Raw genomic sequence first — 12,440 nt, 5'->3', positions numbered from 1 at the left:
GCCTCGCCGTCGGCCCGCTGCGCGATCGCGTCGCCGCGGCGCGCGAGCGCGACCGGCTCGCCGGCGAGGCCCGTGGCGGCAAGGTCGATCCCCGGTATCGCGCCCTGATCGCCCAGCACGGCGAGACGCTGGCGGACGCTTCCGTCTACGTGCCGTCGTCGCCGCCGGAGCTGTACCGGCCGCAGGTCGCGCCCGACGAGACGGTCTTCGACGTCGCCCTGGTCTGGGACGAGGCGGAGGACGAGTGGCACCGCCTGCGCGGCGACGTGCCCGTGGAGGACATCTTCCGCGACGTCTTCATCGCCACCGGCAAGCGGCCGACTCCCGGCCAGCTCAAGACCCTGGCCGGCATCCATGCGCAGCTTCGAGCCCGCACCGCCACGGTCGACGCGCTGGCCGGCTGGCTCGACGCCGCCGCGGCCGGCGACGGCGCCGCCGCCCAGGCGATGGCGCGCGCCGCCGACGGAGCGGCGACACGGGAGGCGCTGCGCGAGCCGTGGCGGCTGCGTGCCCGCTACGCCTACGACGCGACCTATCGCACCGGCTGGCTCGCCGGGATCGACGCCATCCGCAGGGATCTGGTCGGGCAGGGGGCGGCGGGCGCCACCGCGCTGCAGTCGCTCGACGCGGTGCTCGCCCGCCACGGCCTGACGCTCGCGTCGCAATGGGATGCGGCGGTGCCGCCCGCCAAGGCGACCCTGAAGGTGACGGCGTGGTTCCGCGACGAGCCGAAGGCGCGGTTCGTCAGCCTGTGGCACTTCGACAAGGAGCAGGTCCGCATCGAGATCGACCAGGGGCGGGCGACCGGCGTTCGCCGCGGCAATCTGGTGCAGTCCGAGGGCTCGATCCCGGGCCGCAACTGCGTCGCCTCGGACAGCCGGACCTTCCTGCCGAACGGCACGCTGAACTTCGCGGCGAGCTATCGCTGCGTGCGCGCCGATGGCGTCATCGAGGCGAAGGACCGGGTCGGCGCCGGCACCTGGGAGGTCGTCCCGGACGGCACCACGACCGACGGCAAGCCGGCGGAGCAGAAGCCCGCCGCCGAGCAGAAGCCCGAGCCACGCCGACGCGCGCGCTGACGGCGCTCTGAGGATTCACTGCGTCGATCGGAGTGCACGACTATCTTGGTGTAAACGTTTTCACCAAAGTGCGCCGGGGGACCTTCGAGGAGTGGGGCCGAAGGCCGCGCGCGCAGCGGATGCAGTGGTCGCGGCAGCCGAGACGCTGCGGCAGAGCGCTCCTCACGAGCGAGCGAGATGCCACGGCCGCAACGACGTCGATGTAAACGTTTTCACCAGTCACCGATCGAGCCGTGGATCTGCGAAGCGTTGGCTCCATGCCGGGCGGTGAAAACGTTTTCACCAAGCCCGCACGGTGTCCATCATCCACGGAGTTCTCGGACCGGCACGGGGGCGCTCGCCGCGCCGGCGAACCGGCGCGTCCGCCTCGTGCCGCTCACGCTGCGGCGTCGACCACGCTCCAGCCGAGCCCCTCGTCGGAGCCGAAGGCGCGAAGGCTGCCTTCGCCCGGCACCGGCACCTCGGCAGGCGCCGCCGGTGGGGTGTCGGTGAGGGTGATGCGCTCCTCGTTCGGCGGCAGGCCGTAGAAGGCCGGGCCGTTGAGCGAGGCGAAGGCCTCGAGCTTGTCGAGGGCGTTCTCCTGCGCGAACACGGTGGCGTAGCACTCGATCGCGGCCGGCGCGTTGAACAGGCCGGCGCAGCCGCACTCGGCCTCCTTCAGATGCTTGAGATGCGGCGCCGTGTCGGTGCCGAGGAAGAACGAGGGGTCGCCGCTGGTCGCCGCCGCCCGCACCGCGAGCCGGTGCACCTCGCGCTTGGCGACCGGCAGGCAGTAGTAGTGCGGCCGGATGCCGCCGCGAAAGATGGCGTTGCGGTTGATCATCAGATGCTGCGGCGTCACGGTCGCGCCGATCAGCGGGCCGCCGGTGCGCACATAGTCGACCGCCTCCTTGGTGGTGACGTGCTCCATCACGACCTTGAGGGCGGGGAAGCGCTGGCGGGTCGGATCGAGCACGCGCTCGATGAACACCGCCTCGCGATCGAAGATATCGACCGCCTGGTCGTTGACCTCGCCGTGCACCAGCAGCGGCATGCCGGCCGTCTCCATCGCGGCCAGCACCGGAGCGATGCGCGCCACGTCGGTGACTCCATGGCTAGAATTGGTGGTGGCGTGCGCCGGATAGAGCTTGGCCGCGGTGAACACACCGTCGCGGAAGCCGGCGATCAGGTCGGCCGGGTCGGTGGCGTCGGTGAGGTAGCAGGTCATCAGCGGCGTGAACGCCACGCCCTCCGGAATCGCCGCCACGACGCGCTCGCGATAGGCGGCCGCCATGGCGGCCGTGGTGACGGGCGGCGTGAGGTTCGGCATCACGATGGCGCGGCCGAAGCGGCGCGCCGTGTAAGGCACGACGGTGCGCAGCACCGCGCCGTCGCGGAAGTGAACGTGCCAGTCGTCCGGACGCCGGAGCGTGATCGACGCCATGATGTCTGATGTCTCTCGTGGTCGTTGCGGGGCGTCGCGGCCGGTCGTCGGCGCGACGCGGGAGGGCGCCGTCGGGCGACGGCGGCCGGACCCTACGACCGCGGGCGGCGGCGATCAATCGGCAGGGCGCGGGAGCCGGCCCGGCGTCAGCGGACCACCGGCCTGCGGACCGCATCCTCGGCCGCGAGACCGCGGCGGACCCAGGTCTGGAACGCGGCGGCGCAGGCCTGTTTCATGGCCGGCGTCGCCGCACAGCGGTCGGCGATCACGCAATCGGGATTGGCCGTGCACCGCGTCGTCACGGTCCGTCGCAGCATCGGGGCGAGGCCGGCCGTGATGCTGAAGGGGCGCTCGGCGGACGGGACGGCGATCGGCCGGGCGTCGGCCGACGTCTCGGTGGCGATGCGGTCCCCCGAGCAGCACTGGAGGGACGTCACGAGCGAAAGAGGCATGGAGCGGGGGTCTCCGGGTGAACGAGCGGTCGCGGACTCACCATGTGAACCGATGACACTACGCTCGCAACCATGCGAAATTCATGCCCGCCCGATCATACCTCTGTGATCGCCCCCGCCGACCGCCGGGGCGACGCCCCGCTGTGTCCCGGGGCTCTCTTTGCGGCCGCCGGCTTGCCCGACCCGCGGGCTTTCGGCGCTCCCGGATCGTCCGTGAAGGCCAGCGTCGCCGCGACCGTCAGGCCGCCGTCCTGATTGAGCACCTTGCCGTCGGTGATCACTTCGGTGATCGCCTTGACGATGGTGCGGGCCGCCGGCGACAGGCCGATGCCGTGCCGCCAGACCACCCGGATGGTGCGCTCGAGCACCGGGTCCTTGAGCGGCCGGTAGACCAGCAGCGGGTGCTCGCCCGGCGGCAGCGCCAGCCCGGGCAGCGCCGTGATGCCGACGCCCTGCTCGAGCAGGCCGTAGATGGTGACGAGGTTCGACACCTCGGAGGCGATCGACAGGCGCACGTTGTAGGGCGCGATCGCATTGTCGATCAGGTTGCGGATGCCGTGCTCGAGCGTCATCGCGATGAACGGGTGACCCTGGAGATCGGCCCACGTCACCTCGGTCTTCTGGGCGAGCGGATGGGTCTTGGGGAAGGCGCCGTAGAAGCGGTCGCGGCCGATCACCACCCCGTCGAGCGACGGCGCCGCCGTCTCGAAGCTGCCGATGCCGAGATCGGCCTGGCCATCGAGTACGGCCGTGGTGATCGCGGTGAGGTTGACGTCCTTGACGACGACCCGCAACCCGAGCCGCGACGCCTCGCCGGCGATCACGGACGGCATCAGGCGGAAGGCGATGGAGGGCAGGCAGGCGACGACGACGCGGCCGCGCTTGCGGGCGGCGGCCTCCTGGATGTCGGCGATCGAGGTGTCGATCTGGCGCAGCAGATGGCGGGCGGTCGGCAGGAACCCCATGCCCAGCCCGGTGAGCTTCACGCTGCGCGTCGTGCGGTGGAACAGCGCGCTGCCGATCTGCTCCTCGAGCTGCTGGATCGAGTGGCTGAGCGCCGGTTGCGACAGGGCGAGGGTTTCGGCGGCCGCGACGAAGCTGCCTTTGTCGGCCACCAGGACGAAGGCGCGCAGTTGCCGGATGGTGATATTATTCCGGTTCATCGAATAATCGTTTAGATCAATCGATTTGAAGACGCAATCCGAGCCGTCGCATATTTTTCGTGCGGCGTCGGCGCGACCGGCGGACGCACCCCTGTTTCAGAGGCCCGGGAATCCCGACCATGGCATCAGCAAGCGCGCGACCCGACGTTCTCCTCGTCCCCCTCATCGACGTGAATTGGCTGGTCTATGCGCCTTTCGATCCGGGTCGGGACTTCCGCGTCGATCCGCCCAAGGTGGAGCAGAGCGTCGGCGAGACCCGCGGGCTCTGCCGCATGCTGAAGGACATGACCGGCGGCAAGTTCATCCTGTCGCCGCACTCGGGCACCTACTGCCGCACCGGTTACTACGACGGAGAGATGCTGGACGTGTATCGCGAGGCGGTCGCCGGCGGCGCCGAATTGTCGGTCCATCTGCACGAGGAGATCAAGGGGCAGGGCACCCGCTACGCAGAACGTGATCACGTCACGGCGGTCTATCTCGACTGCAAGCGGCGGCTGGAGAACGCCGGGATCAGGCCGGTCGCCTATCGGGGCGGCCACTACGCCTACACCCCTTTCATGAACGAGCTGCTGCCGCAGACCGGCGTGTTCATCGACTGCTCCTGCTCGCCGGGCGGCAACCATCCGGACCGCGAGGCGATCTGGGTGCATGCCGAGACGACCGGCCATTACCTCCCGATGAACCCGCGGCTGCCGGCCGCCGGCCAGGCGCGCTCGCAGGTGTTCGAGATCCCGATCGGCGCCGACGGCGGGGGCGCCGCCTACAAGAACCTCCTCCATGTGGAACAATCGGAGCTGTCGAACCTGCAGCGCGTCTTCAACGTGATTCGCGAGCGTGCGCAGCGGACCGGCGAGCAGCAGATCGTCCACTCGCTGTTCCACACCGGCTCGGTCGGCGAGCCGGCCTGGATCGAACGGTTCAAGCAGTTCCTCGCCTGGGTGCCGAACAACGGCGCCGAATTCGTCACCACGGTGGAGGCGAAGGCCGCCTTCGACGCGCGGGCGACGACGGCGACCGCCAAGGAGAGCGCGGCGTGAGCGGTCTCTGCCTGCTGGTCCAGCCGATCCATCCGGGCGGGATCAGAATTCTCGAACAGGCCGGGCTGACGGTCCGGCAGGCGAGCGCCGCCACCATGGACGTGGTCGCTCGCGAGGTGACCGACGCGGTCGCGGCGATCACTCGCAATGCCGGCTTCGACGGCGCCGCCATGGCGGCTGCCCCGCGGCTGCGGGTGCTCGGCAATCACGGCACCGGCTACGACCCGGTGGACGTCGCGTATGCGCGAAAGATCGGGCTGCCGATCGTCTACACGCCGACCGCCAACGTGCAGTCGGTCGCCGAGCATGCGATCTCGCAGATGATGGCGATCATGAAGCGCGTGCGCGAATGCGACCGCGCGGTGCGCGCGGGCGACTTCGACTACCGTTACGCCCGCGACTTCCACGAGCTCTCCGGCAAGACGCTGCTGATCTTCGGCTTCGGCAAGATCGGCCGGCGCACCGCCGAGATCGCGCAGCTCGCCTTCGGTATGCGCGTGCTGGTCTACTCGCCGAGCGCCGAGGATGCGGAGATCCGCGCCGTCGGTGCCGTGCCGGTGGGTGATCTCGCGGCGGCGCTGACGCAGGCGGATATCGTCTCGCTGCATCAGCGGCTCACCGCCCAGACCCGCGGCATGTTCGACCGCGAGCGGCTGTTCGCGATGAAGAAGGGGGCCGCGCTGGTGAACACCGCGCGCGGCGCCCTGGTCGTCGCCGAGGCGCTGATCGAGGCGGTCGAGAGCGGCCATCTGCGCGGCGCCGCCATGGACGTGTTCGAGACCGAGCCGCTGCCGGCCGGCCATCCCTACACGGCCTGCGACGGAATCCTGCTGTCGCCCCACACCGGCGGCGCCACCGAGGAGGCGCTGGAGCGCACCGCGGTGGAGACCGCCCGCCAGGTCGTCGACGTGCTCGCCGGCCGCCGTCCCGCGCATCTGGTCGATCCCGACGTGTGGGCGCATCGCCGCGTCGCCGCGCCCGTCTGATCGATCGTCACCCCGCGTTCCGGAAAGTCACGTCCCATGATCAAGAGCAACAAGGTCAAGGCCCTTCAGCGCGAGGGCAAGCCCGCCTTCGGCACCTGGATCACGCTGTGCCCGCATCCCCGCGTGGTGAAGATCCTCGCCTCGTCGGGCTTCGACTTCGTCATCATCGAGATGGAGCACACCGACTTCAACATGGAGACGGTGGGGACGCTCGCCATGTATGCGCGCGAGTGCGGGATCACGCCGATCGTCCGGCCGCCCGGCACGCTCAAGCCGCACGACCTGACGCGGCCGCTCGACGCCGGTGCGCAGGGGCTGCTGCTGCCGTCGATCGAGACGGCCGAGCAGTTCATGGAGATCGTCAAGGCGACCCGCTACTACCCGATCGGCAGCCGGCCGATGAACCTGCGCGGGCCGCACACCGATTACTTCGCCGGCGACCCCAAGCAGATGCTCGCCCATCTCAACAGCGAGACCATGCTGGTCGTGATGGTCGAGACCCAGAAGGCGATCGCCAATCTCGACGCGATCCTGAAGACCGGCGCCGTCGACTGCGTGATGATCGGCCCCGACGACCTCTCGCAGGATCTCGGCATCCCGGCCGAGATGCAGAATCCGATTCTCCACGCGGCCTACGAGAAGATCTTCTCCATCTGCAAGGCGAACGGCGTGCCCTACGGGCTGTCGGCCCAGACGCCCGAGATGGCCGAGGGTTGGGTCGCCAAGGGCTGCACCTGGATCCCGTATCAGAACGACGCCGCCATGGTGCTCAACGCGGCGCGTGCCGTGGTGCCGAAGCTGATGAAGGCCGGCGGCCGCGGCTGATCGCGGCGCGGCGGGGCGAACGAGGGCGACCATGCAGGTCACGGCCGACGATCGCCTCGCCGAGGCTCTCGCCGAAGGCGCGGCGCTCGGCGCCCGGCTGTTCGACGCGCTCGCGGAGCGCTCCGCCGATCCGCCCGGCGTCACCCGCGTCGCCTACGGCGAGGGCGAATGCGCCGCCTTCGCCGTGATGGCGGAGGCCGCCGTGGCGCTCGGCGGCGAGGCGGCGTTCGACGCGGCCGGCAACCAGTTCCTGACCTTCCCCGGAGTGGACCGCGGCCGCACGCTCTATGTCGGCTCGCATCTCGACTCGGTGCCGCACGGTGGGAATTTCGACGGCGCCGCCGGCGTGATTCTCGGCCTCGCCGCGGCGGCCGTGCTGGAACGGCTCGGGGTCGTGCCGGCCCACGATCTCTGCGTCCTCTGTCTGCGGGCCGAGGAGAGCTGCTGGTTTCCGCACAGCTACATCGGCTCGAAGACGGCGCTCGGCGTGCTGCCGCCCGACGTCCTCGACACCGTGACGCGCAGCGACACCGGCCGCTCGCTCGCCGACCACATGCGCGACCTCGGCTTCGATCCGGAGGCGGTGCGCCGCGGCGCGACCCGCATCGACCGGGCGCGCGCCGTCGCCTATCTCGAGCCGCATATCGAGCAGGGGCCCGTGCTGGTGGCGGAAGGACGGCCGCTCGGCCTGGTCACCGGCATCCGCGGCAGCTTCCGGTTCCGCGAGGCGGCCTTCCACGGCGCCTACGCGCATTCCGGCGCGACGCCGCGCACCCTGCGCCGCGACGCCGTGGTCGCCGCGGCCGAGCTGGTGACGGCGATGCAGGGCCTGTGGGAGCGCATGGAGCGCGACGGGCACGACCTCGCCGTGACGTTCGGGATCATCGGCACCGACCCGGCCCGGCACTCCTTCTCGGCGGTCGCCGGCGAGGCGCGGCTGTGCATCGACGTGCGCAGCCGGAGCGAGGCGACGCTCGAGGAGGTTCGCCGCCGCCTGGTCGAGATCGGCCTCGACATCGCGACCCGGCGCGACGTGCGGCTCGATCTCGGGGCGCTCTCCGGCAGCACCCCGGCCGCGATGGCGCCGGCGCTGCTCGGCCGCCTCCGGGCGGCCGCCGCGACGGTGGGCGTCGACCCGATCGAGATGGCGAGCGGCGCCGGCCACGACGCCGCGACCTTCGCCCAGGCCGGCATCCCGTCCGGCATGCTGTTCATCCGCAACCGCAACGGCAGCCATAACCCGGACGAGCACATGGAGATGGCCGACTTCGACCGGGCGCTCGCGGTTCTGGTCGCGCTCTTGCGCCAGCCGAAGGAGCAGTGGGACTGATGCCGGAGTGGGCGATGGCCACGGCGGCTAGCCCGGACGTGGTCACACGGTTGTTTTGGTGCGCTGCAATAACTTTTGACCAGCCGCGTTTCGCATGCCTATCATGCGCTGGTTCGCTCACATTTGTTCATAGGCACCGCGCCCGCCGCTTCGCTGGCAGCGTGTATCCAGGAGATCGTCATGAAGACCGGGTCGCCCTTCGAAATGCCCGCTGACCTCCGGAAGATGACCGAGCAGAGCATGGAACAGGTCCGCTCTGCCATTAACAGCTACCTGCAGTTCTTCCAGCGCGGCATGCCCGGCGTGCCGATGCTGGGCGGCTCCGAGCTGAGCAACAAGGTCCTCGGCTACGCCGAGCGCAACGTGGCGACCGCCTTCGACTTCGCCCAGAACCTGATGTCCGCCAAGGACCCGCAGGAGATCCTCAAGCTCCAGACCGAGTTCCTGCAGACCCAGATGCAGGCGATGACCGAGCAGGTGAAGGATCTGAGCGAGACCGCGATCAAGGCCGTCACGGACGCGACCAAGGGCGGCGTCGCCGGCAAGCCGGGCGCCTCCTCTTGAGATCGTCCGTCGCCGGGTGACCGGCGACCCGCGAGACGGCGCGGGGTTTCGACCCCGCGTCGGCGATCGGCGAACCGACGCCGGACCAATCGATGGACGACACGTCCGTCCGACGACGACACCGGGCCGCCCGGCCCGGTCGGACCTCGCGAGCGGAACGCCGGGCGACCTGAGTCCGCGTTCCGCCCGGGGAAAGCCTCGCCTCTCCGGGCCGCAACGGGCCCGTTCGCCAGCACGCCAGCAAGAAGGTCACGTCAGGACATGCGAACGCTCACCTTGGGGGTGATGGCGGCTCTGCTCGCCGTCGGGTCGGCCGAAGCCGCGATCGAGATTTCCGGAGCCCGCATCGAGGCGGGCGAGATCGTCGTGATCGGTCGGGTCACGCGGCCGAACGAGAAGGTCACGTTCGACGGCAAGTTCGAGGTCGTCTCCGGCAAGGACCGGCGGTTCACCTGGCGGGCCGCCTATCATCCGGGCGACTGCACCGTGACGGTGAAGTCCGAGCCCGACACCCGCGAGATCGTCATCGCCAATTGCGGCCAGGCCGGCCCGAAGGGCGACAAGGGCGACGCCGGTGCGGCAGGCGCTCCGGGTGCTCCGGGAGCAGTCGGGGCCGCCGGCCCGGCCGGGCCGACCGGGCAGCAGGGGCCGGTGGGTCCTGCCGGTCCGAAGGGGGACAAGGGCGACAAGGGCGAGGCCGGCGCCGCCGGTGCGGCCGGTGCCGCCGGTCCGGCCGGGATGGCGGCCGCTGCGACCGCGCTGCTGCGCGTCGTCAGCAAGGCCTGCCAGGGCCAGGCGCCGTGCCAGGCGAGCTGCGAGGCGGACGAGGTGTTGCTCACCGCGGTGCCGAATCCGGGCGAGCGCACCCTGGTCGCCGCGACCTGGACCGGCGACGCCGTCCCGTCCGAGGCGAAGCTCGTTTGCGCCAAGACGAAGTGATCACGCGGCCCGCTCGGGCCGCGACCGATATGGTCGACGCGCCGTCCTCGCGGACGGCGCGTTTTTCGTTTCGCGCGGCAGAACGCGCGCGCTGCGACCCGACGACCGTTGCACAGCGGGCGCGCCCTCCCTAACCTGAGCCCGCCGAAGCGGCGCATGCCGCACGGCGAAACGACGAACCAAAAAAGTCGTCAGGCCGGATACGGCCGCAGGGAGGAGTCATGACCAGCTCGACCGGAGCGGGCGCCGCGGCGCGGCCCCGCAAGACCATCTCGCGTCGTCTCTTCGTCGGGGGCGCCGCGCTCGGCCTCGCGGCCCCCGCGGTGCTGCGCAGCGGCGCGGCGGTCGCGGCCTATCCGGACCGGCCGCTTCGGATCGTGGTCGCCAACTCGCCCGGCGGGCCGTCCGACATCATCGCCCGCATCGTCGCGGCCGCCCTGCAGGATCAGATGGGCGGCACGATCTATGTCGAGAACAAGGGCGGCGGCGGCAGCAATATCGGCATGGGCCACGTCGCCCGCGCCGAGCCGGACGGCACCACGATCCTGCTCGCCACCAGCGCCTATGTGGTCAATCCGAGCCTCTACGACACGTTGCCTTACGACCCGTTCAAGGACTTTTCCGCGATCTGCGAGCTCGCCACCTCGCCCAACGTGTTCGCCGTCAAGCCCGAGCTCGGCGTGTCGACCATGAAGGAGTTCGTCGCGCTGGCGAAGAAGAGCCCGGAGAAGTTCAACGTCTCGGTCCCGCCGGTCGGCACCACGCCGCAGCTCGAGGCCGAGGTGCTGAAGTCGATCGAGGGCCTGCAGGGCATGGCGACGGTGCCGTTCTCGGGCGGCGGCGAGGCCCTCAAGGCGCTGCTCGGCGGCACCGTGCAGCTGTCCTCCGGCGTGCTCGCCCCGGCGCATCCCTACATCAAGAGCGGCGCCGTCAAGGCGCTCGCCGTGACGGGCGAGCGGCGCTGGCACGACCTGCCCGAGATCCCGACCATGGTCGAGGCCGGCTATCCGGGCTTCGTGTTCGAGACCTACACGGCGCTGCTCGCCCCGGCCGGCACGTCGCCCGACTTCGTCGCCCGGATGGAGAAGGAGACGCTGGCGCTCCTCGCCAAGCCGGACATGCGCGAGAAGCTGACCAAGTCCGGTTTCGAGGTGCAGGCGAAGACCGGCAAGCAGCACATGGAGCGGGTGGCGCGCGAGATCCCGATGTTCCGCGACGTGATCACCAAGGCCGGCATCAAGATGAAGAGCTGAGGCGGGGGTGGTCGCATCGACTCACCCCTCATGGTGAGGAGCGGCCGCAGGCCGCGTCTCGAACCATGTAGGCCATCAGCTCCATGGGGCCACATCCTTCGAGACGGCCGCTTCGCGGCCTCCTCAGGATGAGGCGCATCGGTGCTCGGCGGCGCATTCGCCGCTGTCGCGGACATGAGGAACACGTCCTTGAATATCGTCAGCATCACGCCGATCGCCGTCGGCCTGCCCATGAGGAAGCCCGTGATCATGGCGGGCGAGGAGGTGCGGCGGGCCGACAACATGCTGGTGCGCGTCGTCGCCGACGACGGCACGGTCGGCTGGGGCGAGGCGGCCTCGGCCCCGACCATGACGGGCGAGACGATCGCGAGCATGACGGCGGCGATCGATCATCTCGCCCCGGTGCTGGTGGGCCGCGATCCGGCCGATCTCGACGGCGCCCGCGCCGCCCTGGACGGGCGCATGTACGCCAATCACGCGGCCAAGGCGGCGGTCGAGATCGCGCTCCTCGATCTCGTCGGCCGCGCCACCGGTCGGCCCGTGCACGCGCTGCTCGGCGACAAGCTGCGCGAGCGAGCGCCGCTGCTCGCCGTGGTCGGCGGCGGCGACCGCGACGGCGACCTCGCCGATGCGGCGCGCAAGAAGGCCGCGGGCTACACGGCGTTCAAGATCAAGGTCGGGGTCGACACGGCGCTCCGCGACGCCGAGCGCAGCGCCGCGATCTGCGCCGTGCTGGGCGGCGACGTGCTGATCTCGGCCGACGCCAACCAGGGCTTCTCGGTCGACGAGGCGCTCGCCTTCGTGCGCGCCGTCGCGGGGGCGGGGCTAGACTTCCTGGAGCAGCCGGTCGCCGCCCATGATCTCGCCGGCATGGCCGAGGTGGCGGCGGCGACGCCGATCGCGCTCGGCGCCGACGAGGGCATCCACGGGCTCGACGACATCCGCCGCCATCACGAGCGCAAGGCGGCGCACGGCGTCAGCCTCAAGGCGATCAAGCTCGGTGGCCTGCGGGCCGTGGTCGAGGCCGGCCGTCTCGCCGACCGGCTCGGCATGGACGTCAACCTCTCCTGCAAGACCGGCGAGTCGAGCATCGCCTGCGCGGCCGCCTTGCACGCTGCCGCGGTGCTGCCGGGCCTCGCCTGGGCGCTGACGTTGACGTCGCCGGCGCTCGCCGCCGACGTGACGGGGCACCCGGTCGCCGTGTCGCACGGTCATGTCGCGGTGAGCGACCGCCCCGGGCTGGGCATCGACGTCGATGCCGCCATGATCGAGCGCCACCGCATCGCCGCGCCGCTGCGCAGCGTGGCGTAGCGCCAGCTACGTGTCCCGAACGCGCTGCGGCACGCAGTGCGAGCCGGGACCCAGGCCCGCAAATCTCGGGGGGGGGGG

Annotated in this window: 12 protein-coding genes; 9 read left to right on the top strand and 3 right to left on the bottom strand. The window is 70.9% G+C overall.

Features of this window, described 5'->3' with window-relative positions; all coding sequences use genetic code 11:
- Positions 1-1,079: hypothetical protein (locus CCR97_RS22740; RefSeq protein WP_201159880.1), on the top strand; the 1,079-nt coding region annotated here is incomplete at its 5' end.
- 376 nt (positions 1,080-1,455) lie between these two features.
- Here the strand turns inward: CCR97_RS22740 and pyrC are convergent.
- From pyrC to CCR97_RS22725, 3 genes are all read right to left on the bottom strand, one after another.
- Positions 1,456-2,502, bottom strand: a complete 1,047-nt coding sequence (gene pyrC / locus CCR97_RS22735) for a dihydroorotase (RefSeq protein WP_111357616.1) — start codon at positions 2,500-2,502, stop codon at positions 1,456-1,458.
- 146 nt (positions 2,503-2,648) lie between these two features.
- Positions 2,649-2,954 (bottom strand): hypothetical protein, encoded by a 306-nt coding sequence (locus CCR97_RS22730; protein WP_111357617.1) that lies wholly within the window; start codon positions 2,952-2,954, stop codon positions 2,649-2,651.
- A gap of 95 nt (positions 2,955-3,049) precedes the next feature.
- Complete coding sequence (locus tag CCR97_RS22725) at positions 3,050-4,117, bottom strand: LysR family transcriptional regulator (RefSeq protein ID WP_111357618.1); 1,068 nt, start codon at positions 4,115-4,117, stop codon at positions 3,050-3,052.
- 119 nt (positions 4,118-4,236) lie between these two features.
- On the opposite strand from CCR97_RS22725, the gene CCR97_RS22720 reads away from it, so the two are divergent.
- From CCR97_RS22720 to CCR97_RS22685, 8 genes are all read left to right on the top strand, one after another.
- On the top strand, positions 4,237-5,154 hold the full coding sequence (locus CCR97_RS22720; protein ID WP_146618761.1) for a hypothetical protein: 918 nt from the start codon (positions 4,237-4,239) through the stop codon (positions 5,152-5,154).
- Positions 5,151-6,140: a hydroxyacid dehydrogenase gene (locus CCR97_RS22715; protein WP_111357620.1), complete on the top strand. Its 990-nt coding sequence runs from the start codon at positions 5,151-5,153 to the stop codon at positions 6,138-6,140. Before CCR97_RS22720 ends, CCR97_RS22715 begins: the two co-directional genes overlap by 4 nt.
- A gap of 36 nt (positions 6,141-6,176) precedes the next feature.
- Positions 6,177-6,965, top strand: a complete 789-nt coding sequence (locus tag CCR97_RS22710; RefSeq protein WP_111357621.1) for an HpcH/HpaI aldolase family protein — start codon at positions 6,177-6,179, stop codon at positions 6,963-6,965.
- 31 nt (positions 6,966-6,996) lie between these two features.
- Positions 6,997-8,295, top strand: coding sequence for a Zn-dependent hydrolase (locus tag CCR97_RS22705; RefSeq protein WP_111357622.1), 1,299 nt, complete (start codon positions 6,997-6,999; stop codon positions 8,293-8,295).
- Positions 8,296-8,535: 240 nt separating this feature from the next.
- Positions 8,536-8,859, top strand: a complete 324-nt coding sequence (locus CCR97_RS22700; RefSeq protein WP_170145861.1) for a phasin family protein — start codon at positions 8,536-8,538, stop codon at positions 8,857-8,859.
- Between the two features lie 261 nt (positions 8,860-9,120).
- On the top strand, positions 9,121-9,798 hold the full coding sequence (locus tag CCR97_RS22695) for a collagen-like protein (protein WP_111360062.1): 678 nt from the start codon (positions 9,121-9,123) through the stop codon (positions 9,796-9,798).
- Positions 9,799-10,019: 221 nt separating this feature from the next.
- On the top strand, positions 10,020-11,051 hold the full coding sequence (locus CCR97_RS22690; protein ID WP_111360061.1) for a Bug family tripartite tricarboxylate transporter substrate binding protein: 1,032 nt from the start codon (positions 10,020-10,022) through the stop codon (positions 11,049-11,051).
- A gap of 189 nt (positions 11,052-11,240) precedes the next feature.
- Positions 11,241-12,362 carry a mandelate racemase/muconate lactonizing enzyme family protein gene (locus CCR97_RS22685; RefSeq protein ID WP_201159879.1) on the top strand — a complete coding sequence of 374 codons (1,122 nt, stop codon included), beginning with the start codon at positions 11,241-11,243 and terminating at the stop codon, positions 12,360-12,362.
- The last annotated feature ends 78 nt before the right edge of the window (positions 12,363-12,440 follow it).

This window comes from Rhodoplanes elegans, assembly GCF_016653355.1.
GTDB lineage: Bacteria > Pseudomonadota > Alphaproteobacteria > Rhizobiales > Xanthobacteraceae > Rhodoplanes > Rhodoplanes elegans.
Note: the sequence above shows the minus strand (reverse complement) of the source record. Positions and strands in the feature narration are given on the sequence as shown.

Excerpts from the sequence above, each read along its gene's own strand:
- pyrC (WP_111357616.1), bottom strand. The coding sequence starts at position 2,502 with ATGGCGTCGATCACGCTCCGGCGTCCGGACGACTGGCACGTTCACTTC.
- CCR97_RS22730 (WP_111357617.1), bottom strand. The coding sequence starts at position 2,954 with ATGCCTCTTTCGCTCGTGACGTCCCTCCAGTGCTGCTCGGGGGACCGC.
- CCR97_RS22725 (WP_111357618.1), bottom strand. The coding sequence starts at position 4,117 with ATGAACCGGAATAATATCACCATCCGGCAACTGCGCGCCTTCGTCCTG.
- CCR97_RS22720 (WP_146618761.1), top strand. The coding sequence starts at position 4,237 with ATGGCATCAGCAAGCGCGCGACCCGACGTTCTCCTCGTCCCCCTCATC.
- CCR97_RS22710 (WP_111357621.1), top strand. The coding sequence starts at position 6,177 with ATGATCAAGAGCAACAAGGTCAAGGCCCTTCAGCGCGAGGGCAAGCCC.
- CCR97_RS22705 (WP_111357622.1), top strand. The coding sequence starts at position 6,997 with ATGCAGGTCACGGCCGACGATCGCCTCGCCGAGGCTCTCGCCGAAGGC.
- CCR97_RS22700 (WP_170145861.1), top strand. The coding sequence starts at position 8,536 with ATGGAACAGGTCCGCTCTGCCATTAACAGCTACCTGCAGTTCTTCCAG.
- CCR97_RS22695 (WP_111360062.1), top strand. The coding sequence starts at position 9,121 with ATGCGAACGCTCACCTTGGGGGTGATGGCGGCTCTGCTCGCCGTCGGG.
- CCR97_RS22690 (WP_111360061.1), top strand. The coding sequence starts at position 10,020 with ATGACCAGCTCGACCGGAGCGGGCGCCGCGGCGCGGCCCCGCAAGACC.